Origin of the sequence: Nocardia sp. NPDC050713 (assembly GCF_040654315.1) — a bacterium.
Lineage (GTDB): Bacteria > Actinomycetota > Actinomycetes > Mycobacteriales > Mycobacteriaceae > Nocardia.
Window position 1 is genome coordinate 234,198 of sequence record NZ_JBFAHS010000003.1, and the last position, 24,097, is coordinate 258,294.

Consider the following 24,097-nt stretch of genomic DNA (forward strand, 5'->3'; position numbering starts at 1 on the left):
TGGGCCGCGCGACCATGCCGCCGGTCCATCGAGCGACCGGTGGGGTTGTCGACGAGCAGGTGCGGCACCCGACCTCCGTTGTCAGCGCAGCGCGCTCGCGGCTTCTCGATCCAGCAACCAGATGGTGGATTCCCGACCCGCCGCGCCCGCGGCCGGGATGTCGACCGGCTCGGCGCCGCCGACCGCCGCGGCGACCGCTTCGGCCTTGCCCGCCCCGGCGACGACCAGCATCACGTGTCGCGAGCGCCGCACCGCGGGCAGCGTCAGCGTGACGCGGACCGGCGGCGGCTTGGGGGAATTCGTCACGGCCACAACGAGTTCGTGCTCCTCGCGCACCGCGTCGGTGTCCGGGAACAGCGAGTTGATGTGCGCGTCGGGGCCCATGCCGAGCAGGTGCAGGTCGAACGCGCCGTGCTCGGCGAGGTGGGCGTGCACCGCCGCCGAGTACTCGGCCGCGGCCTCGACCGGATCGGGGTACTCGCCGTCGGACGTCGCCACCGGATGCACCCTGGCGTGATCGACCGGCACATGGTCGAGCAGCGCCTGCCTGGCCTGCAGCTCGTTGCGCTCGGGATCGCCAGCGGGGACAAAACGCTCGTCCCCCCAGAAGATGTCGAGCCGCGACCAGTCGATGTCGCCGGGCGCCTTGCGCACCTGCTCGAGCATCGCGATGCCGGTGCCGCCACCGGTCAGCACCACCGACGCCGAGCCGCGCTCGGCCTGGGCGGCCGTGACCACCTGCACGAAGCGGGCGGCCGCCGCGGCGACGAGCGCGTCGGCGTCGGGGTGGACCTCTACGGTGTCGCGGGGAGTCTCACTCATAGGTCACCTTCTCGATTCCGGCGAGGGCTTCGTGATAGATCTCGTCGGCGTCGAGCCGACGCAGTTCCTCGGCGAGGCAGTCGCGAGTCTCCCTCCGCGCCAAAGCGATTCGCTGATCGGGATCACCGGTGCGGGTGAGCGTCGCGGTGCGCCCGGTCTGCGGGCGTTCGATGGACATGGACGCCGACGGGCGGTTCACCTCCACCCGCAGCGCGCCCGAGCGTCTGCGCACCGGGCAGCCCAGCCGGGCGGCCAGCCAGCCGGCGAGCATGTCCAGCGCGGGCTCGTCGCGCAGCCCCGACACGGTCACCGACTCGACCGGTTCGAAGGGCGGCTCGTCCAGCGAGGCGGCCAGCAGTGCCCGCCAGTAGGTGATCCGGCTCCACGCCAGGTCGGTGTCGCCCGAGGCGTAGGAGGCGCGCCGCTTCTTGATCGTCGCCTGCGGGTCGGCGGCGAAGGTGGCATCGGTGATGCGCCGGGTCGCCAGGCGTCCCACCGAGTCCTTGGACGGGAACTCCGGCGCGCCACGCGGCCACCACGCCACCACCGGGGTGTCGGGCAGCAGGAACGGGATGACGACGCTGCTCTCGTGGCTCACCAGCTCGCCCTGCAGGCGCAGCACGATCACCTCGGCCGCGCCCGCGTCGCCGCCCACCCGGATCTGCGCGTCCAGCTTGGTCTCCGCCTCGCGGTCGCCGCGCGCGAGAACCACTACGCGACAGGGATGTTCGCGGCTGGCGTCGTTGGCCGCGTCGATGGCGTCCTCGGCTTCGGAGCTGTCCAGCGTGCACACCACCAGGGTGAGCACCCGGCCCATGGTGATGACGCCGTTGCTCTCGCGCAGCTGCACCAGGCGCTTGGTGACCGCGCCGGTCGTGGTGTCGGGCATGTCGATGATCACGGGCGCCGCCATTCCCGGCCGGTGCGCTCGAGCATCTCGTCGGCCGAGGCCGGACCCCACGTGCCCGCGGGATACGGATCGGGCTTGCCGTCCGCCGCCCACCGCTCGAGCACCGGATCCAGGATGCGCCAGGACAATTCGACCTCCGCGTTCACCGGGAACAGCGACGGCACCCCGAGCAGCACGTCGAGGATCAGGCGTTCGTAGGCCTCGGGGGAGGACTCGGTGAACGCCTCGCCGTAACTGAAATCCATGTTGACGTCACGCACTTCCATGCCCGAGCCCGGCACCTTCGAACCGAAGCGCATGGTGATGCCTTCGTCCGGCTGCACCCGGATGACCAGCGCGTTCTGACCGAGCTCCTCGGTCATGGTCTGGTCGAAGGGCAGGTGCGGCGCCCGCTTGAAGACGACCGCGATCTCGGTCACCCTGCGGCCCAAGCGTTTTCCGGTACGCAGGTAGAACGGCACGCCCGCCCAGCGCCGGGTGTCGACCTCGAGGGTGATCGCCGCGTAGGTCTCGGTCTTGGACTCCGGGTCGAAACCCTCCTCGTCGAGCAGGCCGACGACGTGCTCGCCGCCCTGCCAGCCCTCCGAATACTGCCCGCGCGCCGTGGTCTCTTCCAGCGGCTCCACCAGCTTGGTCGCCGAGAGCACCTTGATCTTCTCGGTCTGCAACTGCTTGGGCTCGAAGCTGATCGGCTCCTCCATGGCGGTGAGCGCGAGCAGCTGCAGCAGATGGTTCTGGATGACGTCGCGCGCCGCGCCGATGCCGTCGTAGTAGCCCGCACGTCCGCCGAGGCCGATGTCCTCGGCCATGGTGATCTGGACGTGGTCGACGTAGTTGGCGTTCCAGATCGGGTCGAACAACTGGTTGGCGAAGCGCAGCGCCAGGATGTTCTGCACCGTCTCCTTGCCGAGATAGTGATCGATGCGGAACACCGTCTCCTCCGGGAACACCCGGTTGACCAGCTCGTTGAGCTCGACGGCGCTGTCCAGGTCGTGCCCGAACGGCTTCTCGATCACCACCCGCCGCCACGGCCTGCGCCCGGCGATATCGGTGGTGCTCGGCTGCGCGAGCTTGTGCTCGGAGAGCTGGTCGAGCACCACCGGGAACATGTCCGGCGGAATGGACAGGTAGAAGGCGTGATTGCCGCCGGTGCCGCGCTCCTTGTCCAGCCTGCCGAGGGTGTCGGCGAGCCTGGCGAAGGCGGCGTCGTCGTCGAAGGTGCCCTGCACGAACCGGATTCCCTCCGCCAGGTGGTCCCAGACCTCCTGACGGAAGGGCGTGCGGGCGTGCGCCTTCACCGCGTCGAGCACGACCGCGGCGAAGTCCTCGTCCGCGTAATCGCGCCGCGCGAAACCGACCAGCGCGAAACCCGGGGGCAGCAGCCCCCGGTTCGCCAGGTCGTAGATGGCGGGCATCAGTTTCTTGCGGGACAGGTCACCGGTGACACCGAAGATGACCATGCTGCACGGTCCCGCGATCCGCGGTACCCGCTTGTCCCGCTCGTCGCGGAGTGGGTTCTTCCAGACTGTCGACGTTTTGGCCGAGCCTGCCATGGGATTCAGTTGCCCCCGGCCGACGACGCTGCGCCCAACTCCTCGGCGGTGGCGGAAAGCAGTTCCTCCCAGGACTTCTCGAACTTGTCGACGCCCTCGCGCTCGAGCACGTCGAACACGTCGTCCAGGTCGATGCCCACCGCGGCGAGCTTGTCGAAGACCTCCTTGGCCTCCGCAGCGGTGCCGCGGACGGTGTCGCCGCGGACCTCGCCGTGGTCGGCGACCGCCTCGAGCGTCTTCTCCGGCAACGTGTTCACGGTGTTCGGGGCGACCAGCTCGGTGACGTAGAGGGTGTCGGAGTAGTCCGGGTTCTTGACGCCGGTCGACGCCCACAGCGGCCGCTGCCGGTTCGCGCCGACCGAGGCCAGGTGCGCGTAGGTGGAGGTGTGCTTGCCGCCGTCGAACACGTCCTGGTACTCGGCGTAGGCGAGGCGGGCGTTGGCCACACCGGCCTTGCCGCGCAGCGCGAGCGCCTCGTCGGAGCCGATCGCCTCCAGCCGCTTGTCGATCTCGGTGTCCACCCGGGACACGAAGAACGAAGCGACGGAATGGATCTTGGCCAGGTCGTAGCCCGCGGCCTTGGCCCGGCGCAGACCGTCCAGGTAGGCGCCCATCACCGAGCGGTAGCGCGCCACCGAGAAGATCAGGGTGACGTTCACGCTGATGCCCTCGGCGATCACCGCGGTGATGGCGGGCAGGCCCGCCTCGGTCGCGGGGATCTTGATGAACAGGTTGGGGCGGTCCACCGTCTTCCACAGGTCGATGGCCTGCGCGACGGTCTTCTCGGCGTCGAAGGCCAGCCGCGGGTCGACCTCGATGGAGACCCGGCCGTCCACGCCGCCGGAGGACTCGTACACCCCGGCCAGCACGTCGCAGGCCGCGCGCACGTCGTCGGTGGTGATGGTGCGGATCGCCGCGTCGGCGTCCGCCCCTTGCGCGGCAAGCGCTTTCACCTGCGCGTCGTAGGCGTGACCCTTGCTGAGCGCGCCCTGGAAGATCGTCGGGTTGGTGGTCACGCCGACGACGCTGCGGGTCGCGACCAGCTCGGCCAGGTTGCCGGACTGGATCCGGTCCCGCGACAGATCGTCGAGCCACACCGAGACGCCCGCCGCGGCGAGTGCGGCGAGGTTTTCGTTCTGTGCCATGAGGTCTTATCCCTTCACGTTGTCCAGCGTGCGCTGCGCGGCGGCAACGACCGCGTCTTCGGTGATGCCGAACTCGCGGAACAGGGTCTTGTAATCGGCCGAGGCGCCGAAGTGCTCGATGGACACGATCTCGCCCGCGTCACCGGCGAACCGGTGCCACGGCATCGCGATACCGGCCTCGACGACGACGCGCGCGCGGATCGCGGGCGGAAGCACCTCGTCCCGGTAAGCCTTGTCCTGCGCGTCGAACCACTCCACACACGGCATCGAGACCACCCGGGTGCCGATGCCCTGCGCCTCCAGCGTAGTGCGCGCGGCCACGGCGAGCTGCAGCTCCGAGCCCGTGGCGATCAGGATCACCTGCGGGGTTCCGGTGGACGCCTCGGCCAGGACGTAGCCGCCCTTGGCGACGCCCTCGTAGCTGGTGCCCTCCTGGATCGGCAGATCCTGGCGGGTCAGCGCCAGCGCGGAAGGGCCGTCCTGGTGCGGCATCTCCGACACCGAGAAGTGCGAGGCGTTCTCGGCCGATTCACGCTCGAGGATGGTGCGCCAGGCGTAGGTGGTCTCGTTGGCGTCACCGGGACGCACCACGTTCAGGCCCGGGATCGCGCGCAGCGCGGCCAAGTGCTCGATCGGCTGGTGGGTCGGGCCGTCCTCGCCGAGGCCGATGGAGTCGTGGGTCCAGACGTAGATCGCGGGCACCCGCATCAGCGCCGCGAGGCGGACCGCCGGGCGCATGTAGTCGCTGAACACCAGGAAGGTGCCGCCGTACGGCCGGGTCGGACCGTGCAGCGCGATGCCGTTGAGAATCGAGCCCATCGCGTGCTCGCGCACACCGAAGTGCAGGGTGCGGCCGAACGGGTTGGCCTTCCACATGCCGGTCGAGATCGACTCGGGGCCGAAGCTGGGCTGGCCGGGCATGGTGGTGTTGTTGGACTCGGCGAGGTCGGCCGAGCCGCCCCACAGCTCGGGGAGCACCTCGGCGAGCGCGGCGAGCACCTTGCCGGACGCCTTGCGCGTGGCCATGCCCTTGGGGTCGGGCTCGTGCACCGGCAGGTTGTCGGTCCAGCCCTCCGGCAGCCTGCGCTCGACGAGCCGGTCGAACAGCGCCTTGTTCTCCGGGTTGGCCGCGGCCCACGCGTCGAACTGCCGCTGCCATTCCGCGTGCGCCGCCTTGCCACGCTCGACGGCCTTGCGGGTGTGCGCGATGACGGCGTCGTCGACTTGGAAGCTCTGCTCGGGATCGAAGCCGAGGATCTTCTTGGTGGCGGCCACCTCGTCGGCGCCGAGCGCCGCGCCGTGCGAGGCTCCGGTGTTCATCTTGTTCGGGGCCGGGTAGCCGATCACGGTGCGCAGCACGATGATCGACGGCTTGCCCGTCTCGGCCTTGGCGGCCTCGACGGCGGCCTCGATCGCGACGACGTCCTCGCCGCCCTGCACGGTCTGCACGTGCCAGCCGTAGGCCTCGTAGCGCGCGGCCACGTCCTCGGTGAAGGCGATGGTGGTGTCGTCCTCGATGGAGATCCGGTTGTCGTCGTAGAAGACGATCAGGTTGCCCAGCTGCTGGGTGCCCGCGAGCGAGGACGCCTCGGAGGTGACGCCTTCCTCGAGGTCGCCGTCGGAGGCCACCACGTAGACGAAGTGGTCGAAGGGGCTGGCGCCCGGCGCGGCGGCCGGGTCGAACAGGCCGCGCTCGCGGCGCGCCGCCATCGCCATGCCGACCGCGGAGGCCAGACCCTGGCCCAGCGGGCCGGTGGTGATCTCGACGCCGTCGGTGTGCCGGAACTCCGGGTGGCCGGGGGTGAGCGAGCCCCACTTGCGCAGGTTCTTCAGGTCGTCCAGTTCCAGACCGAAGCCGGTCAGGTAGAGCTGGATGTACTGGGTGAGGCTGGAGTGGCCGCACGACAGCACGAAACGGTCCCGGCCGACCCAGCTCGGGTCGCTCGGATCGTGGCGCAGCACCCGCTGGTAGAGGGTGTAGGCCAGCGGAGCCAGGCTCATGGCGGTGCCCGGGTGGCCGTTGCCCGCGTTCTGCACCGCGTCGGCGGCTAGGACGCGGACAGTGTCGACGGCCTTGGTGTCCAGATCCGTCCAGTCGTCCGGGTAGTTCGGCTGAGTGAGGGCGCGGATGTCGTCTGTGACTGACACGACCGAGATTCTCCTGACATTGGTCTCGTCGACGGCGGTGTGCTTGGTAACGGCGGTGGGAACGCACGGCAGCTGTGGCATGCATACCGGTTGTGTATCCAACCACCCTAGATGTGCCCGCTGAGCGCCATGCCGGGAACCCGCTTTAACGGCGCATCTTCGCCTCCGATCCGGCCGTGCGCGGGCTGATGGAGGACCGCATCCGGCTGCGTCCCTCGGGCGCGTCTCGGCCTCGGCCGGGACCGTGCGCGGAGTGTGTCGGGGCGCACTGATCGGGCGTCGGGGCCTCGCGCCGGGCGGGGCTCGCGGCGGAGCGATGTCGGCGGGGGTCTACCATCCTCTGTAGTAGTAGCCGCGCCGCATTCGGCTGTAGGGCGCCGAGGCGGACGGACGTCCGGCTCTCGCGCATCCGTGACAGCGGGTCCGAGCGAGCTGCTCGTTCCATTGCCGGATGCGATGCACAGCGTGCGAGGAGAGACAGTGCGGATTGGGCAACAGCCGGGTGGCGATGGCGCACACGGCTCCTCCGCGACGGTGCTTGCCGACCGTTTCACTGGTCCCGGCCTACCGTCCCGGCTCATGCGACGGGTGCTCGCCTACATCGCGTTGACCAAGCCGCGCGTCATCGAGCTGCTGCTCGTCGCCACGATCCCGACCATGCTGCTCGCCGACCGCGGCAGCGACGTGGACATGCCGCTGATCCTGGCCACCCTGTTCGGCGGCTGGATGGGCGCCGCGAGCGCCAACACGCTCAACTGCGTGGCCGACGCGGACATCGACAAGGTGATGAAGCGCACCGCCAAGCGCCCGCTGGCCAGGGAGGCGGTGCCGACCCGCAACGCGTTCGTCTTCGGCGTCGCGCTCGGCATCGGATCCTTCGCCTGGCTGTGGTGGCAGGCGAACCTGCTCGCCGGCGCGCTCGTCGTCGCGACCATCCTGTTCTACGTCTTCGTCTACACCCTCGGCCTGAAGCGGCGCACCTCGCAGAACGTCGTCTGGGGCGGCGCGGCGGGCTGCATGCCCGCGCTGGTCGGCTGGTCGGCGGTCACCGGCGGCATCGGCTGGCCCGCGATCGCGCTGTTCGGCGTCATCTTCTTCTGGACGCCGCCGCACACCTGGGCGCTGGCCATGCGCTACAAGGAGGACTACCGCGCGGCGGGCGTGCCGATGCTGCCGGTGGTCGCCACCGAGCGCACGGTGACCAAGCAGATCGTCATCTACACCTGGCTCACCGTGCTCACCACGCTGGCGCTGGTGCCGGCCACCGGCGTGCTCTACGCCGCGGTGGCGCTGGTGGCGGGCGCGTGGTTCCTGCTCATGGCGCACCAGCTGTACGCGGGCGTGCGGCGCGGGGAGTCGGTCAAGCCGCTGCGGCTGTTCCTCCAGTCGAACAACTACCTGGCCGTGGTGTTCTGCGGTCTGGCGGTGGACTCGGTGCTCGGCTGGGAGACCATCGGAAGCTTCTTCGGGTAGTCGCCCGGATTCGAGAAAGGCCGACGCGTCGCGCGTCGGCCTTTTCGTCGGTGCGATCAGTCGCGGCGGCCGAGGTGTCCGTCGGGACGCACTAGGACTCGTTCGCCATCGACGGCGGCGTACGCCGAGAACGCGTGCCCGTCGACATCGACAACGTACGGTTCGGCGGTCGTCACGCCGGGGCGCAGCACGGCGTAACTCCGCGCGCCCGGTTCGGCGGGCAGCGGACCCGTCGCGCCGAAGCAGAGCAGCGTCGCGTGCGGTCCGCGGAACAGGTCGAACAGCCGCACCTGGCGTCCGTCGGCGTCCTTCACCGGCGCGTCGGGCGCGCGGTCGCCCACCGCCAATGCCCGGTGATCGCCGGGCGCCCGGTAGCTGATGTCCAGCTGGCGGGTCTCCTCGCCGCGTTCGAGCGCGTCCTCGTCGCCCTGGGTCAGCTTGTCCAGCAGCGCGGTGCTGAGGCCGAGCACTCGCGCCGCCACCGCCCGTCGCTCGGATTCGTAGCTGTCGAGCGCGGATTCGTCGCCCTGGAGCGCGGCGGCGAGCTTCCAGCCGAGGTTGTAGGCGTCCTGAATGCCGGTGTTCATGCCCTGGCCGCCGGTGGGCGGGTGCGTGTGCGCGGCGTCCCCGGCGAGGAACACCCGGCCGTCCCGAAAGCGCTGGGCCAGCCGGATGTTCGGCCGCCAGACGGTGACCCAGGCCAGATCGGTGAGCACGATGTCGGAGCGGCCGCTGTGGTGGTCGACGTAGCGCTGCAGCAGCGTGAGCGTCGGCGCGGCGTTCTCGGTCAGCGGCGCGGCGACCTGGAAGTGCGCGCCGCCGGGCAACGGCGCCAGCACGATGCCGTCCATCGGACGTTCGGCGTCGGCGGCGAACCAGTAGCCGTACTCGTGGTCGAGGGCGTCGGCGCGCACGTCGCCGAGCAGCATGCGGAGGGAGTCGTCCGTGCTGCCTTCGAACGGGATGCCCAAGCCCTTGCGCACCGTGCTGCGACCGCCGTCCGCGCCGACCAGGTACGCCGCCCGCACGGTCTCCCGCGCACCGTCGCGGTCCAGGATCGCGGTGACGCCGTCGTCGTCCTGCTCGAACGACACCAGGGCGGTGCCGGTCTGCACGCGTACGCCGAACTCGGCGAGCCGGTCGCGCAGGATCGCCTCGGTGCGTGACTGCCCGAGCGTCCACCCATTGGGGTAGGGGACCGCGGGCGTCGGCGCGACGGGTTCGGCCATCCGGCGTTCCCCGACGAACTCGCCACCGAGGTAGGCGCGTAGCACCGGGATGGGCGCGCCCGCCGCGAGCACCGCGTCGAGCACACCGAGATCGTCGAACACCTCGAGCGTGCGCGGCTGGATGCCGTCGCCGCGTGACCCCGCGAAGAATTCGGCGGCCTGGTCGACGATGCGCACCGGCACGCCGCGGCGGGCCAGATCGATGGCGAGGGTGAGGCCGGTCGGTCCGGCTCCCGCGATGAGTACTTGCACGATGACTCCAATACTGAATTTCAATTCACTGAATCCGAATTCAGTATTGGAGTTGGTACCTTGTCCTGTCAAGGAGGTGGCGCGGTGGCGACGAGCCGCAAGGAGAGATCGGTCGAGACGGAGCAGGCGCTCAAGGCGGCCGCACTGCGGGTCTTCGCCGAACGCGGGTATCTGAACACCAAGATCACCGACATCACCGCGGCCGCCGGACGGGCGGCGGGCTCCTTCTACAACCACTTCGCGAGCAAGGAGGCCCTGCTCACGGCGCTGTTGCGCGATATGGCCGACGCGGGTGACGTACGCGCCGAAGGGGAGGACCACGACCCGGATTTCAGCCGTCCCGAGGCGGTCCGGTACCACATCGAGGGCTACTGGCGTTTCGCGCGCGAGCACGTCGCGGTGCTGCGCGCGGTCGAGCAGGCGGCCTTGGTCGATGTCGAATTCGGCCGCAGCGCAGGACAATTCGCCAAGGATCAGCGCGCCGACATCGCCGATCACCTGGCCGGTTTCGCCGCCGCCGGTTTACGGTTGCCGAGCACGCCGGACGCGAGCCTCGCCATGATGTTCCTGCTCACGCAGGGGCTGCTGGGTGCGGTGGCGGACGGCAACGTCGAGCTGGACGACGACGAAGCCGTGGAAGGGCTGACCCGCTTCATCTATCGCGGGTTGACCGGCCGGGACTACTGAACCGGAAGTCGTTGCGGGCGGACGGGCCGGAAATGCTGAACCGGCCACGCCACCAACGATCGACGACTCAGGGCAGCAGCACGATCGACCCCGTGGTCTTCCGGCCTTCCAGATCACGGTGCGCCCGTTCGGCTTCCGCGAGCGGATAGGTCGCACCGACCCGGACGCGCAGCGTGCCCTTCGCCAGCGCCGCGAGGATATCGCCAGCGCGCCAGAGCAATTCGGCCCGATCGCGGGTGTAGTGCGCCAGCGACGGACGGGTCAGGAACAGCGAGCCACCGGCGTTCAACCGCTGCGGGTCGAACGGCGGGACCGGGCCGCTCGCCGCGCCGAACAGGGCCACCGTGCCGCGCACGCGCACCGAGGCGAGGCTCGCGTCGAAGGTGGACTTGCCGACGCCGTCGTAGACCGCCGCCACACCGACCCCATCGGTCAGCTTGCGGACCTGGTCGGCGAGGTCGTCGCCGTAGCGAAGCACCTCCGCCGCGCCCGCCTCGCGGGAGAGCGTCTCCTTCTCGTCGGAGGACACGGTCGTGATGACCCGCGCGCCCCGCGCCGCGGCCAGCTGCGTCAGGATCAGGCCGACACCGCCCGCGCCCGCGTGCACCAGCACCGTCTCGCCGGGTTCCGGCGTGTAGATCGACTCGATCAGATAGTGCGCCGTCATGCCCTGGAGCAGCGCCGACGCGGCGACCGGGGGATCGACGCCGTCCGGCACCGGGATCGCGACGGCGGCGGGGACCACGACCCGCTCGGCGTAGCTGCCCGGCGCGGCCGCCCACGCGACCCGATCGCCCACCGCGAACTCGGTGACGCCGGAGCCGACCGCGGACACCACGCCGGTGCCCTCGGAGCCGGGCACGTAGGGGACCGGCTGCGGGTAGGTCCCCGTGCGGATGTAGGTATCGATGTAATTGACGCCGATCGCCTCGGTGGTCACCAGCAGCTGGTCCGGCCCGATGCTCGGCTCCTCGACCTCCGTGTACCGCAGGACCTCGGGACCACCGTGTTCGGAAACCTGAATGGCGCGCATGAGATTCAGTTCTACACCCGCCGGGTCTGGACCACCTCCTACCGGTCGGTAAACTCGCCAGCATGAGCGTTGAGACCGCCCCGCCCCCGGTGAAGGTGTCGAGTTCCCTCGTCGACTCGGTGAAGGGATTCCTCGCCGATCACGGTGGTTCGGCCACGGCCGTCCTGCAGCCGATCGGCCGCATCGGCGTGCGTGTCACCCTGGTCGGCGCCGACGGCATCCTCGGCGACCGCGTCGTCGCCGATCTGCCCACCGCCAAGCGGCTGGTCGAGGTCGTCGACGGTCTGACCGAGGCCGACGAGTGGGACCGTGAGCTCACCTCCGTCGTCACCCCGCGCAAGAGCCACTGGGCGCAGATGGCGGGCTGGGTAGCTCGGCAGACCCGCTTCCCCAAGGCGCGCAACGAGAAGTGATGCGGCGGCCCGGCCGGTCTCAGGCCCTGCGCGTCTAGGATTCGGCGCGGGCCACCAGCACCGGGCATGGCGCGTGGTGCAGCAGGTTCTGGCTCGTCGAGCCGAGCAGCAAGCCGGTGAACCGGTTGCGTCCGTGGCTGCCCGTGACGATCATCTGAGCGTCCGCTCCGTGGTCGAGTAGCGCGCGCGTCGCCGGGCTCTGCAGTACCAGCTTCTCGACCTGCAGGTCCGGGTATTGGCTCGACCATCCGGCGAGCCGCTCGCTCAACAACTCTCGCTCCTGCTGCGCCAAGATCTCCCACGCATCGGGTACCGGCGTCCATTGCAGCAGGTCGGGATCGTTCCATGCGTGTAGCGCGATGACGCGCACGCCGAGCCGTGCGGCCATTTCCAATGCGTGGCCGACCGCGGCGTTGCTGGCGGGACTACCGTCGACACCGACCAGGATCGGGCGCTCATCGGGCAGCGGATTGTCGACGTCGCCGCGCCACACCACCACGGGACAGTGCGCTTTGTTCGCGACCCGCAGCGCGGTCGAACCGAGCAGCAGGGTGGTGATCCGGTCGTCGGTGGTGGCGGCCACCACCAGCAGCAGCGCCGTCTCGCTCGCCTCGACGAGTTCGTCGCCAGGAACGCCCTCCACCACCGTTTGGGTGATCTCCAGGTCGGGCTGGTCGGCGCGCACCGCGTCGACCGCGGCGGCGACGTGTTTCTTGGCCACGAAGCGCAGCGTCGGAAGGATGTCGGCGTCGGCGACGATGGCGGCGGTGATCCGGTAGTCGATGGTCGGCACGATGCTGAGGACGACCAGCCGCACCCCTTCGCGCGCGGCGACGGCGCCCGCCCAGCGCGCGGCAGCCAGCGCGGAGCGGCTGCCGTCGACGCCGACGACAATGGACTGCTGGTTGGCGAACCTGGTCATCTCGCTACCCTCCGGTGGTCTCGACGCTGTGTCATTCCTCGGAGCTGTGTCATCACTCGGAGCTGTGTCATTCCTCGGAGCCGAGTCTTCGCTCGGCGCGGCCGTTGTCTCGGCTCGGTCTCCGTTTCTCTCTTACCCATCGTGGCAGTCGCCACCGGATCGCCGATCGAGGCACGCGGCGCGGTTTTGCCGCACGTCTCGGTCCGTGGGTAGCGTCGCGGCGTGACTGAAATGGACGAACTGGACATCCATGAGCGGTACGAGGCCCAGATGTGGGCGCTGCACGACGATGTCTGGAACGCGTGGGGGCGACTCGATCAGGAAGTGTCGGCCCCGCGCTACCAATCGAGATTCCTTCCGACCGAGCTCTGGGCCAACATGGGCATCGACGAGCCGGAGCCGCCCAGCATCGACCACCCGAGCTACCGGGTGGTGCGTCGCCAGTACGGGCTGGTGGTGACCAGCCTCGGCCTGTCGTTCCCCACCGCCTGGTCGGACGCCGAGCCGACCAACGGTATCGAGGTCGAGGTCTACGCGGCCGCCACCGACATTCCGGCGGACGCGCCGTTCGCGGACGTGATGGGTTCCTGGCTGGGGCAGGTGGTGATGTCGGTCGCGCAGACCGCCTCGCAGCACGGATTCCGTTTCACCAGGAATCTGGAACACTATGGGACGCTGTCGATCTCGCTCCCGGGGTTGGACTTTCCCCCGGAGGCGGCGAGTAGCTATGTCGACGAGGACGGGCTCGTCACCGTGCTGCTGGGCATGAACGGCGAAGGTTTCCCCGACGCGGTCACCGGTCCGCTGTCGGAGATTCGCATGGTCAACATCAAGCTGCTCACCGTCGCCGAGACCGCGTTCTGTGTCTCGGGTACCAGCGGCGTCACCGACGCGCGCGCCGAGCTCGCGAACAGGCTTGCCGCCCAGGGTGAGCCGCTCTGGTCGAGCCTGACGCGGCCGTCGGTGGTCTGACCCACGCCCATTCCGCGCGGTTCCGCCGCGAACCGCGCGGGATCAGGCCGACTGAATCGCCGGGTCGGGCGCGACGGCGGGCACCGGTTCGCGGGTGCGCAGCGCGGCCCACAGGGCGGCGGTCGCCGCGGTGCACGCGGCGGCCCCGGCCACGTGGGTGACGACCAGCGCGGCGGGAACATCGGTGAAGTACTGGACGACGCCGACCAGCGCCTGCGCGCAGACCACGCCGAGCAGGACGAACAGGCGGGTGCGCACCGTGCGGGAGATGCCGACGGCGAACAGTCCGAAGCCGAGGCCGACCAGTAGCGCCAGGTAGCCGACCAGCAGCTGTGAGTGCAGGTGCACCAGCGTGACGATCTCGATCTGCAACCGCTCGACCGGCCGTTCGATGCTCTTGTCGCCCGCGTGCGGTCCGGCGGCGGTGACCAGGGTGCCCGCGATCAGGACGCCGGCCAGCGCGACACCGCTCAACGCGGTCAGCCAGCGCAGCGGCGCGGGCGCCTGGACGGTCTGGACGCCGTCGTCCGGCTCGCAGATTCGCGCGTAGAGCACCGTGGCCAGCCACACCATCAGCATCGACGCCAGCAGGTGCACCGCGACTGTCCACCACAGCAGACCGGTGCGGACGGTGATGCCGCCGATGATCGCCTGCACCACGGTGCCGCCCGGCATCAGCCAGGCGTAGAGGAGCACTTCGTTTCTGCGCCGCGCGCGCGTCACCGCGAGCACGATCAGCCCGGCGAACAGGGAGACCACGAAGGTCAGCAGCCGGTTGCCGAATTCGACGGCCTGGTGCACGACCGCCACCTCGGACACGCCGATCGGGGTGAAGCTGCCGGGGAAGCACTGCGGCCAGGTCGGGCAGCCGAGGCCGGAGGCGGTGACCCGGACGACCGAGCCGGTCACCGCGATGCCCGCCTGGGTCAGCACGACCGCGAGCGCGATCAGCCGCTGCGTCCGCAGCGAGGGGAGCGGGAGCTTGTCGACGAGTCGCAGGAATGCGCGATACAGCACGCAACGATGGTAGCGACCGGCGATCGGGCCGCCGCACCCGGACTACTACATACCGTCGTTTGTACCGACGCTCACTCGAAACGGAACCAGCGCGCGGCCAGCGCGCCGCAGGCCACGCCCCACACCCCGAGCACCGCAAGGCCGAACCAGTCGACGCTGCTGCGCAGCGCGTGCTCCAGGGTGACCGCCAGCGCGCCGGAGGGCACCAGCCTGGCGAGCACGTCGACGGCGGTCGGCAGCTCGTCGGAGGCGAACACCACGCTGGCGATGCCGAGCATGACGAACCAGAGGATGTTCGCCAGCGCCAGCACGATCTCCGCCTTCAGCGTGCCGCCGAGCAGCAGGCCCATCGCGGCGAACGTGGCGGTGCCGAGTGCGATCACCACCGCGCCGAGCAGCAGCCCGGCCGGACCCGGCCGCCAGCCGAGCGCGAAACCGATGGCGCCCAACAGGATCGCCTGCAGGACCACGACGATCAGCACCGCGGCGCTCTTGCCCGCGATGATGCCCCACCGCGGCAGCGCGGTGGCCCCGAGGCGCTTCAGCGCGCCGTAGCGGCGATCGAAACCGACGGCGATGGCCTGTCCGGTGAAGGCGGTGGACATGACCGCCACCATCATCACGGCGGGCACGATCTTGTCCACCCGGTCCTGGCCGAGACCGCCGAACGGCAGCAGCGTCAACCCGACCAGCAGCGTGATCGGGATGAACATGGTCAGCAGCAGCTGTTCGCCGTTGCGCAGCAACAGGATCAGCTCGAGCCGGGTCTGCGCGGCGAGCATGGCGGCGCGGGTGGTGGGACGCGGATCGGGAGCGAAGGTGCCCGGCGCGAAGCGGTTGGGTTCTGGCTGAGTCATCCGCGTAGGTCCCGTCCGGTCAGCTCCAGGAAGACGTCCTCGAGGCGGCGCTGGTCGATCCGGATGTCGGTGGCCAGCACGTTCAGCCGCGCGCACCACGCGGTCACGGTGGCCAGCACCTGCGGGTCGATCTCGCCCTCCACCAGGTACGAGCCCGGCGACGTCTCCCGCGGCGAGAAGCCCTCGGGGAGCGCGGTTTTCAACAGTTTCAGGTCCAGCTTGGGCGGTGCGGTGAAGCGCAGCTGCCCGGCGGCGCCGTGCGCGGTCACCTCGGCGGGCGTGCCGGAGGCGACGATGCGTCCGTGATCGATGATGACGAGCTGATCCGCGAGTTGCTCGGCCTCGTCCATCATGTGCGTGGTCAGCACCACGGTGACGCCGTCACGGCGCAGCGCGTCGATCAGCTCCCACACGATCAGCCGGGCCTGCGCGTCGAGGCCCGCGGTGGGTTCGTCGAGGAACACGATCTCCGGTCGTCCGACCAGCGCGCAGGCCAGCGCCAAGCGCTGCTGCTGGCCGCCGGAGAGCCGCCGGTACGGTGTGCGGCGATTGTCCTGGAGCCCGAGGGTGCGCAGCAGCCACTGCGGGTCGAGCGGATCGGCGGAGTACGCGGCCACCAGGTCGAGCATCTCGCCCGCCCGCGCGCCGGGATAGGAGCCGCCGCCCTGCAACATGACGCCGATGCGGGAACGCAGGCGGTCCGAATCGGCGATCGGGTCGAGTCCGAGCACCCGCACCGAACCCGCGTCGGGACGGACGAAGCCCTCGCACATCTCGACGGTCGTCGTCTTCCCCGCGCCGTTGGGCCCGAGCAGCGCGAGCACCTGCGCCCGTTCGACATCGAAGGTCAGGCCGTCGACCGCGGTGGTCTCGCCATAACGCTTGACGACGCCGTCGACGCTAACGGCGGGTCCGGAGGCAGCGGTCACGAAGAGACACCGTAAGACGTCGGCTGCTGTGACGGAGCCGACACCCCCGCCTGAGCGCGCCACGGCAGTGAGTTACGCGTGATCACGATGAACAGCACGCCGACGATGACGGTGGCGATGGCGGCGCCGACGATCTGGAACACCTCGAGATCGGCGCCGCGCGGCATCTGCAACACGCTCACCACAGTGGAGAACGCCACCGCTGGAACACGGAATACGGGCCGGGTCGCCCAGGCCGCGAGCGGCACGATCGCCCATAGCAGATACCACGGCTGCACCACCGGGAACAGCAGCACGATGGCGCCGAGGGAGACCCCGAGCGCGCCGACCGGATGCAGTCGTCCGGTGCTGGTGGCGATGAGCATGCGCACCGTCACGAACGCGGCGACACTGATGGCGATCGGGCGGGTGATGCTGAGCAGTGCGGTGGTGTGATCGCCGAGACCGAGCAGCACGCCGCCGAAGCCGGTGATGATGCCGAGCGCGGTGGGTAACGACATCCAGCTGCGCACCGCGCTCGCGGTGTTGAGCGTGTAGATCCACCCGAATCCGAGCCCGCTCGCGGAGCTGACCACCAAAGTCGTGCCGAGCGCTATCGCGCCGAGCATCGCGGCCGCAGTCAGGACGGGCCGCCAGCCGCCGCCCCAGCGGCGGGCGAGCGCCATTCCGACGAAACCCATCGCGATGATCGAAGTGATCTTGATCGTCGACGACAGCGCGATGAGCAGCGCACCGGTGATCAGCAGCGCGTAGGCCCGTCCGTCGAACGGGTGGGTGTCCTCGATCGCCCGCAGCGCGAACTCGAGTCCGGCCAGCATCAGACCGATCATCAGCGCGTCGTTGTGCACGCCGCCCACCAAATGGAACAGCACCAGCGGATTCGCCGCGCCGAGCCACAGCGCGCTCACCCCGGCGACACCGCAGCGGACGGACAACCGCGGCAGCGCCCAGACGATCAAGGCCACACCCGCCAGCGCGAGCACCCGGTGCACCCAGACGCCGAGAATGATGTTGTCCCCGGTCAATTCGGCGATGCCACGGCCCATCCACAAGAACAGCGGCCCGTACGGGGCGGGCGTATCCCGCCAGATGGTCGGGACGTTGTTGGTGAGGACGTTGTCGATTCCGAGACCGGCGACGGGGCCTTCTTTGTAGGGATCGATGCCGCGCGCCGCGATCTCGCTCTGCGCCAGGTACGAGTACACGTCGTTGCTGAACAGCGGCGGGGCCACGCTGAGCGGGATGATCCACAGCAGCAGGGTGCGGTCGAGCTGCGAGCGGGTCAGCCGGTGCCGCGGGGAGCCGCCGAGGCCGCCGACCGCGAAACGGCCGAGCAGCAGCCAGGCGAGCACCACGACGACGGCGCCGATCATGCACATCGCCAGCGAGCCGGTGTGCGCCCTGGCGAAGATACCGAGCACGCGCAGGCCGGACGTCGGGTTCTGCTGCACCGGCTGCGCGCCGATGCCCAGCGCGCTGATCGCCATCAGGACCGTGCCGGTCGCGCCCATGAGCCGGATGCGGTCGAGCTGGACCAGCTCTCTGCGGTCGAGTTCGGGCACCTCGGATTCGTCGCGGTGCAACACCGCGATAGTGTGATCGGCCGCGGGCACGTCCAGACCGAGCGCCCGGCGCCCGAATACCACTGCCTTGCGCCGCGCGCCCTCCAGTACCGCCACGAGACGCAGCCTAGTGGGCGCTGCCGGACAGAGTCCGTCAACAGCCCGCGCACGGCCGAAGGGTAGGGCGGAGGTACCGCTAGCGGGCGTCGTTGGACAGAGTCCGTCGACAGCCCGCGCCCGGCCGGGCGTCGGTCTCGTACCGCACCGAGTGGCCGACGGGATCGAGCATCGCGACTCGTCCGTAGATATTTACGAACGATATTCATGTGTACTCACCCGAGTCTCTCGAGCGAGTGTGGCCAATGTCGCAGCAGGTCCGGATCTCGCATCGCCCGGGTGTGCCAGCGGCACGAAAAGGTGCGGGACTCGGCCCGGGACGGAAGGGGGCGGACGCGGGTCGCAGCGGAAAGCTCCAGGTTGGAGCCGCGCGAACCGTGTGGAGGCGGAGGGGCGGTTGTCCGGTTTGCTGAATCGCGCCCTTGTTGCCCGAAGGAACGGGCGCTGCCACCGCCCCGGTCACGCAGGTCGAGCCCTGTTCTACTCAGGGCACCCTTATTAGATTTCGGGAACGAATTCCGCCACACTGATGTTGTGAAAACCGTGGGTTTGCGGAAGAACGACGAGAGGTCCGGTCGCAAGACCGGTGCCGCGCCGTCCGCTGCCGTCGCCACGGTCGGGGCCGAGGGGCATCACACCCGTGCCGCCATCGTCCAGCTGCTGCTGGAGGAGGGGCCGATCACCGCGACGGCGATCGGCAACCGGCTGGGGCTCGCCCCGGCGGGCGTGCGCCGCCACCTGGACGCCCTCATCGATTCGGGGCAGGCCAGGGCCAGCCGGTCCGCGCCGTGGCAGCAGAAGGGGCGCGGCCGTCCGGCCAAGCAGTATCAGCTGACCGCTGCGGGTCGCGGCAAGCTCGGGCACGCCTACGACGACCTCGCGGGCGCGGCGATCCGCCAGCTCGGCGAGATCGGCGGCGACCAGGCCATCACCGAGTTCGCGCGTAAACGGGCACGCACTATCGTGGCCGGGATCGAACCCGTCGGGGAGCACACCCCGGAGACCACCGAGGCCAAGGCCGAGGAGATCGCCGAGGCGTTCACCGACGCCGGGTTCGCCGCGTCCACCCGCAAAGTGGGCGCGGGCGTGCAGATCTGCCAGCATCACTGCCCGGTCGCGCACGTCGCCGAGGAATTCCCGCAACTGTGCGAGGCCGAACTCGAGGCGTTCCGCGATCTGCTCGGCACCCATGTGCAACGGCTCGCGACGATCGCCAACGGCGACTGCGCGTGCACCACGCACGTTCCGCTGCTCGTATTACCGATTACCAATTCCCAAGACGCACAACCAGCCGCCGCACAGCCCGCGACGGTACGAACGAACGACTCCGGAAGGAGTGCCGAATGACGACGACCACCGACCAGGTGCAACCGCTCACTCAGGAAGAGACCATCGCTTCGCTGGGCAAATACGGTTACGGCTGGGCCGATTCGGATGTGGCCGGTGCCAGCGCGCAACGAGGCCTGTCCGAGGCTGTCGTCCGCGACATCTCGGCCAAGAAGAACGAAGAGCCGTGGATGCTCGAGCAGCGGCTCAAGGCGCTGCGCATCTTCGACCGCAAGCCCATGCCGAACTGGGGCTCCAACCTCGACGGCATCGACTTCGACAACATCAAGTACTTCGTGCGCTCGACCGAGAAGCAGGCCGAGAGCTGGGAAGACCTGCCCGAGGACATCAAGAACACCTACGACAAGCTCGGCATCCCGGAGGCGGAGAAGCAGCGGCTGGTCGCCGGTGTCGCCGCGCAGTACGAGTCCGAGGTCGTCTACCACCAGATCCGCGAGGACCTGGAGGCCCAGGGCGTGATCTTCCTGGACACCGACACCGGTCTGCGCGAGCACCCGGAGATCTTCCAGGAGTACTTCGGCTCGGTGATCCCCGCCGGTGACAACAAGTTCTCCGCGCTGAACACCGCCGTGTGGTCGGGTGGCTCGTTCATCTACGTGCCGCCGGGCGTGCACGTCGACATCCCGCTGCAGGCCTACTTCCGCATCAACACCGAGAACATGGGCCAGTTCGAGCGGACCCTGATCATCGTCGACGAGGGCGCCTACGTGCACTACGTCGAGGGCTGCACCGCGCCGATCTACAAGTCCGACTCGCTGCACTCCGCGGTCGTCGAGATCATCGTGAAGAAGGGCGGCCGCTGCCGCTACACCACCATCCAGAACTGGTCGAACAACGTCTACAACCTGGTCACCAAGCGGGCCAAGGCCGAGGCGGGCGCGACCATGGAGTGGATCGACGGCAACATCGGCTCCAAGGTCACCATGAAGTACCCGGCGGTCTGGATGACCGGCGAGTACGCCAAGGGCGAAGTCCTCTCGGTCGCGTTCGCGGGCGAGGGCCAGCACCAGGACACCGGCGCGAAGATGCTGCACCTGGCGCCGCACACCTCCTCGACCATCGTGTCGAAGTCGGTGGCGCGCGGCGGTGGCCGGGCGTCCTACCGCGGCCTCGTCCAGGTCAACAAGGGCGCGCACGGCTCGAAGTCGACCGTGAAGTGCGACGCGCTGCTGGTCGACACGATCAGCCGCTCGGACACCTACCCCTACGTCGACATCCGCGAGGACGACGTGACCATGGGCCACGAGGCGACCGTCTCGAAGGTCTCCGAGGACCAGCTGTTCTACCTGATGAGCCGCGGCCTCACCGAGGACGAGGCGATGGCGATGGTGGTGCGCGGCTTCGTCGAGCCGATCGCCAAGGAACTCCCGATGGAGTACGCGCTGGAACTCAACCGCCTGATCGAACTGCAGATGGAAGGAGCCGTCGGCTGATGGCCGTCGAGAACGTTGCCGAAGCCGCTGAGGCTCGTACCCCGGCGATCAATAAAGGCGAGGTTTTCACGTCGTTCGACGTGAACGCCTTCGAGGTTCCGCACGCCAAGGACGAGGCGTGGCGGTTCACCCCGCTGCGCCGCCTGCGCGGCCTGCACGACGGCACCGCGACCCGGGACGGCAAGGCGCAGGTCGAGGTCGCGCCGGCCGAGGGCGTCACCGTGGAGACGGTGGACCGCACCGACGCGCGCCTCGGCCAGGCCGGTGTGCCCGCGGATCGCGTCGCGGCGCAGGCGTACTCCGGTTTCGAGCAGGCCACCATCGTGTCGGTCGGCTCGGAAGTCGAAGTGGCCGAACCGGTCACCATCACCATCACCGGCCCTGGCGAGGACAAGACCGCCTACGGTCACTTGCAGATCCGGCTCGGGAACTTCGCCGTCGCCACCGTCGTCATCGACCAGCGTGGCAGCGGAACCTACGCGGAGAACGTGGAATTCGTGCTCGGCGACAGCGCCAAGCTGGTCGTCGTCGCGGTCCAGGACTGGGCCGACGACGCCGTGCACACCACCGCCCACCACGCCATGCTGGGCCGCGACGCCACCCTGCGGCACACCGCGGTGACCCTGGGCGGCGACCTGGTTCGCCTCACCGGCACCGTCAAGTACGACGGCCCCGGCGGCGACGCCGAACTGCTCGGCCTCTACTTCGCCGACGCGGGACAGCATTTCGAGCAGCGCCTGCTCGTCGATCACGCGGTGCCCAACTGCAAGTCGAGGGTGCTGTACAAGGGTGCGCTGCAAGGCGACCCGGCTGGGTTCGATGGGCGCTCCGCAAGCTCCGCGCACGTACCCAAGGGCGACGCCCGCACGGTCTGGGTCGGCGACGTGCTGATCCGCGCGGCCGCCGAGGGCACCGACACCTTCGAGGTGAATCGCAACCTGGTGCTCACCGACGGCGCGCGCGCCGACTCGGTGCCGAACCTCGAGATCGAGACCGGCGAGATCCTGGGCGCCGGACACGCCTCGGCCACCGGCCGTTTCGACGACGAGCAGCTGTTCTACCTGCGCGCCCGCGGCATCCCCGAGGACGCCGCCCGCCGCCTGGTGGTGCGCGGCTTCTTCCACGAGATCATCCAGAAGATCGCGGTCCACGAGGTCCGGGAGCGGCTCGAGACGGCCATCGAGGCCGAGCTCGCCGCGATCGGCGTCTGATCACCGAAACTCTTACCCCGCAAAGGAACTCCATGACCACCCTGGAAATCAAGGACCTGCACGTCGAGGTCGCCAACCCCGACGAGACCGGCGAGCCCATCAAGATCCTCAAGGGCGTGAACCTGACCGTGAAGTCGGGCGAGACGCACGCGATCATGGGCCCCAACGGCTCCGGTAAGTCGACCCTGTCCTACGCGATCGCCGGCCACCCGAAGTACACGGTGACCTCCGGCTCGATCACCCTCGACGGCGAGGACGTGCTCGAGATGTCGGTCGACGAGCGCGCGCGTGCGGGCCTGTTCCTGGCCATGCAGTACCCGGTCGAGGTGCCCGGCGTCTCGATGTCGAACTTCCTGCGCACCGCCGCCACCGCGGTCCGCGGCGAGGCTCCCAAGCTGCGCACCTGGGTCAAGGAGGTGAAGGAGTCGATGAACGAGCTCGAGATCGACGCCGCCTTCGCCGACCGCAGCGTGAACGAGGGCTTCTCCGGCGGTGAGAAGAAGCGCCACGAGATCCTGCAGCTCGGCCTGCTCAAGCCGAAGATCGCCATCCTGGACGAGACCGACTCCGGCCTGGACGTCGACGCGCTGCGCATCGTCTCCGAGGGTGTCAACCGCTACAAGGAGCGCGAGGACGGCGGCGTCCTGCTGATCACGCACTACACCCGCATCCTGCGCTACATCCAGCCGCAGTTCGTGCACGTCTTCGTCGGCGGTCGCATCGTCGCCGAGGGCGGCCCCGAGCTGGCCGAGGAACTCGACGCCAACGGCTACGTCCGCTTCACGACCGCTGCTACCGCTGGAGCCTGACATGACCGCTACGGTCCGCACCCTCGACGTCGCCCGCATCCGGGCCGACTTCCCGATCCTGAGCCGCACGGTTCGGGACGGGAAACCGTTGGTGTACCTGGACTCCGGCGCGACATCGCAGCGGCCCCTCGCGGTGCTCGACGCGGAACGGCGATTCCTGACCGAGAGCAACTCGGCGGTGCACCGCGGCGCGCACCAGCTGGCCGAGGAGGCGACCGACGCCTACGAGGGCGCCAGGGCCGACATCGGCCGGTTCGTCGGCGTCGACGCCGACGAGATCGTGTTCACCAAGAACGCGACCGAATCGCTGAACCTGGTGACCTACTCGTTCGCCGACGACCGGTTCCCGTACCACGTCGGCCCCGGCGACGAGATCGTCATCACCGAGCTGGAGCATCACGCGAATCTCGTTCCGTGGCAGGAACTCGCGCGGCGCACCGGCGCGACACTGAAGTGGTACGGCATCACCGCGGACGGCCGGATCGACCTCGATTCGCTCGAATTGTCGCCCGCCACCAAGGTCGTCGCGTTCACGCACCAGTCGAACGTCACGGGCGCGGTCGCCGACGTGGCCGAGATGGTGCGCCGGGCAAAGGAAGTCGGCGCTCTGGTGGTGCTGGACGCCTGCCAGTCGGTGCCGCACATGCCGGTGAACTTCCGCGAACTCGGCGTCGACTTCGCCGCGTTCTCCGGGCACAAGATGCTCGGCCCGTCCGGTGTCGGCGTCCTCTACGGCCGTCGCGCGTTGCTCGCGGAGACCCCGCCGTTCATCACCGGTGGCTCGATGATCGAGACGGTCACCATGGAGGCAAGCACCTACGCCCCGCCGCCGCAGCGGTTCGAGGCGGGCGTGCCGATGACCTCGCAGGTGGTCGGATTGGGCGCGGCGGTGCGGTATCTCGACGAGATCGGCATGGAAGCCGTTGCGGCCCATGAGCACATGCTGGTCGGCGCCACCCTCGAGGGTCTCGGCGCGATCGACGGCGTGCGCATCGTCGGCCCGACCGAGAATGTGGATCGCGGCGGCGCGGTGTCGTTCGTCGTCGACGGCATCCACGCTCACGACGTCGGACAGATTCTGGACGACGAAGGCGTCGCGATCCGGGTCGGCCACCACTGTGCCTGGCCGCTGATGCGCAGGATGGGCATTCCGGCCACCGCCCGGGCCTCGTTCGCGGTCTACAACACGCTCGACGAGGTCGACGCGTTGGTCGCCGCGGTGCGGAAGGCTCAGAGCTTCTTCGGAGTTGCATAAG

At 69.5% G+C, this 24,097-nt stretch carries 21 protein-coding genes; 9 read left to right on the top strand and 12 right to left on the bottom strand.

Annotated elements, in window-relative coordinates; translation table 11 throughout:
• Positions 1-81: 81 nt before the first annotated feature.
• Genes pgl through tkt form a run of 5 tightly spaced genes read right to left on the bottom strand, consistent with a single transcriptional unit; the run spans position 82 to position 6,578 of the window.
• Positions 82-822, bottom strand: coding sequence for a 6-phosphogluconolactonase (gene pgl, locus AB0H49_RS07570; protein ID WP_355002268.1), 741 nt, complete (start codon positions 820-822; stop codon positions 82-84).
• Positions 815-1,723: a glucose-6-phosphate dehydrogenase assembly protein OpcA gene (opcA, locus tag AB0H49_RS07575; RefSeq protein ID WP_355002269.1), complete on the bottom strand. Its 909-nt coding sequence runs from the start codon at positions 1,721-1,723 to the stop codon at positions 815-817. The genes pgl and opcA overlap by 8 nt, the downstream gene beginning before the upstream one ends.
• Positions 1,720-3,285, bottom strand: coding sequence for a glucose-6-phosphate dehydrogenase (zwf, locus tag AB0H49_RS07580; RefSeq protein ID WP_357248429.1), 1,566 nt, complete (start codon positions 3,283-3,285; stop codon positions 1,720-1,722). The genes opcA and zwf overlap by 4 nt, the downstream gene beginning before the upstream one ends.
• 5 nt (positions 3,286-3,290) lie before the next feature.
• The gene (gene tal, locus AB0H49_RS07585; RefSeq protein WP_355002271.1) at positions 3,291-4,430 is read right to left on the bottom strand and encodes a transaldolase; all 1,140 of its coding nucleotides are present in this window, start codon (positions 4,428-4,430) and stop codon (positions 3,291-3,293) included.
• A gap of 6 nt (positions 4,431-4,436) precedes the next feature.
• Positions 4,437-6,578: a transketolase gene (gene tkt, locus AB0H49_RS07590; protein ID WP_357248433.1), complete on the bottom strand. Its 2,142-nt coding sequence runs from the start codon at positions 6,576-6,578 to the stop codon at positions 4,437-4,439.
• A gap of 579 nt (positions 6,579-7,157) precedes the next feature.
• On the opposite strand from tkt, the gene AB0H49_RS07595 reads away from it, so the two are divergent.
• The gene (locus tag AB0H49_RS07595) at positions 7,158-8,051 is read left to right on the top strand and encodes a heme o synthase (RefSeq protein WP_355002273.1); all 894 of its coding nucleotides are present in this window, start codon (positions 7,158-7,160) and stop codon (positions 8,049-8,051) included.
• Between the two features lie 56 nt (positions 8,052-8,107).
• On the opposite strand, the gene AB0H49_RS07600 is transcribed toward AB0H49_RS07595, so the two are convergent.
• Positions 8,108-9,532 carry an FAD-dependent monooxygenase gene (locus tag AB0H49_RS07600; RefSeq protein WP_357248435.1) on the bottom strand — a complete coding sequence of 475 codons (1,425 nt, stop codon included), beginning with the start codon at positions 9,530-9,532 and terminating at the stop codon, positions 8,108-8,110.
• 84 nt (positions 9,533-9,616) lie between these two features.
• Between AB0H49_RS07600 and AB0H49_RS07605 the strand changes: the two genes are divergently transcribed.
• The gene (locus AB0H49_RS07605) at positions 9,617-10,219 is read left to right on the top strand and encodes a TetR/AcrR family transcriptional regulator (RefSeq protein WP_357248438.1); all 603 of its coding nucleotides are present in this window, start codon (positions 9,617-9,619) and stop codon (positions 10,217-10,219) included.
• A 67-nt stretch (positions 10,220-10,286) separates the two neighbouring features.
• Here the strand turns inward: AB0H49_RS07605 and AB0H49_RS07610 are convergent, their stop codons facing one another.
• The gene (locus AB0H49_RS07610; protein WP_357248441.1) at positions 10,287-11,252 is read right to left on the bottom strand and encodes a quinone oxidoreductase; all 966 of its coding nucleotides are present in this window, start codon (positions 11,250-11,252) and stop codon (positions 10,287-10,289) included.
• 62 nt (positions 11,253-11,314) lie between these two features.
• On the opposite strand from AB0H49_RS07610, the gene AB0H49_RS07615 reads away from it, so the two are divergent.
• Entirely contained in the window at positions 11,315-11,665 is a 351-nt protein-coding gene (locus AB0H49_RS07615; protein ID WP_357248444.1) for a hypothetical protein, read from the top strand.
• 34 nt (positions 11,666-11,699) lie between these two features.
• Here the strand turns inward: AB0H49_RS07615 and AB0H49_RS07620 are convergent, their stop codons facing one another.
• A complete protein-coding gene (locus AB0H49_RS07620; RefSeq protein ID WP_355002278.1) occupies positions 11,700-12,587 on the bottom strand; it encodes a universal stress protein in 888 nt (295 codons plus the stop codon).
• A 222-nt stretch (positions 12,588-12,809) separates the two neighbouring features.
• Here AB0H49_RS07620 and AB0H49_RS07625 point away from each other — a divergent pair, with 222 nt between their 5' ends.
• Positions 12,810-13,559, top strand: a complete 750-nt coding sequence (locus tag AB0H49_RS07625; protein ID WP_357248447.1) for a hypothetical protein — start codon at positions 12,810-12,812, stop codon at positions 13,557-13,559.
• A 42-nt stretch (positions 13,560-13,601) separates the two neighbouring features.
• On the opposite strand, the gene AB0H49_RS07630 is transcribed toward AB0H49_RS07625, so the two are convergent.
• The 4 genes from AB0H49_RS07630 to mptB all read right to left on the bottom strand — a co-directional run bounded on the left by AB0H49_RS07630 (position 13,602) and on the right by mptB (position 18,041).
• Positions 13,602-14,576, bottom strand: a complete 975-nt coding sequence (locus tag AB0H49_RS07630) for a heme A synthase (RefSeq protein WP_355002280.1) — start codon at positions 14,574-14,576, stop codon at positions 13,602-13,604.
• 71 nt (positions 14,577-14,647) lie between these two features.
• Positions 14,648-15,433: an ABC transporter permease gene (locus AB0H49_RS07635; protein WP_355002281.1), complete on the bottom strand. Its 786-nt coding sequence runs from the start codon at positions 15,431-15,433 to the stop codon at positions 14,648-14,650.
• Complete coding sequence (locus tag AB0H49_RS07640; RefSeq protein ID WP_355002282.1) at positions 15,430-16,362, bottom strand: ABC transporter ATP-binding protein; 933 nt, start codon at positions 16,360-16,362, stop codon at positions 15,430-15,432. The genes AB0H49_RS07635 and AB0H49_RS07640 overlap by 4 nt, the downstream gene beginning before the upstream one ends.
• Positions 16,359-18,041 carry a polyprenol phosphomannose-dependent alpha 1,6 mannosyltransferase MptB gene (gene mptB / locus AB0H49_RS07645; protein ID WP_357248452.1) on the bottom strand — a complete coding sequence of 561 codons (1,683 nt, stop codon included), beginning with the start codon at positions 18,039-18,041 and terminating at the stop codon, positions 16,359-16,361. The genes AB0H49_RS07640 and mptB overlap by 4 nt, the downstream gene beginning before the upstream one ends.
• Before the next feature lie 534 nt (positions 18,042-18,575).
• Here mptB and AB0H49_RS07650 point away from each other — a divergent pair.
• The 5 genes from AB0H49_RS07650 to AB0H49_RS07670 are packed head-to-tail and all read left to right on the top strand — an operon-like array spanning position 18,576 to position 24,096.
• Positions 18,576-19,388 carry a metalloregulator ArsR/SmtB family transcription factor gene (locus tag AB0H49_RS07650; RefSeq protein WP_355002284.1) on the top strand — a complete coding sequence of 271 codons (813 nt, stop codon included), beginning with the start codon at positions 18,576-18,578 and terminating at the stop codon, positions 19,386-19,388.
• Positions 19,385-20,821: a Fe-S cluster assembly protein SufB gene (gene sufB / locus AB0H49_RS07655; RefSeq protein ID WP_357248455.1), complete on the top strand. Its 1,437-nt coding sequence runs from the start codon at positions 19,385-19,387 to the stop codon at positions 20,819-20,821. The genes AB0H49_RS07650 and sufB overlap by 4 nt, the downstream gene beginning before the upstream one ends.
• Complete coding sequence (gene sufD, locus AB0H49_RS07660; protein ID WP_357248458.1) at positions 20,821-22,032, top strand: Fe-S cluster assembly protein SufD; 1,212 nt, start codon at positions 20,821-20,823, stop codon at positions 22,030-22,032. The genes sufB and sufD overlap by 1 nt, the downstream gene beginning before the upstream one ends.
• 32 nt (positions 22,033-22,064) lie before the next feature.
• Complete coding sequence (sufC, locus tag AB0H49_RS07665) at positions 22,065-22,841, top strand: Fe-S cluster assembly ATPase SufC (RefSeq protein WP_355002287.1); 777 nt, start codon at positions 22,065-22,067, stop codon at positions 22,839-22,841.
• 1 nt (position 22,842) lies between these two features.
• The gene (locus AB0H49_RS07670; protein WP_355002288.1) at positions 22,843-24,096 is read left to right on the top strand and encodes a cysteine desulfurase; all 1,254 of its coding nucleotides are present in this window, start codon (positions 22,843-22,845) and stop codon (positions 24,094-24,096) included.
• The last annotated feature ends 1 nt before the right edge of the window (position 24,097 follow it).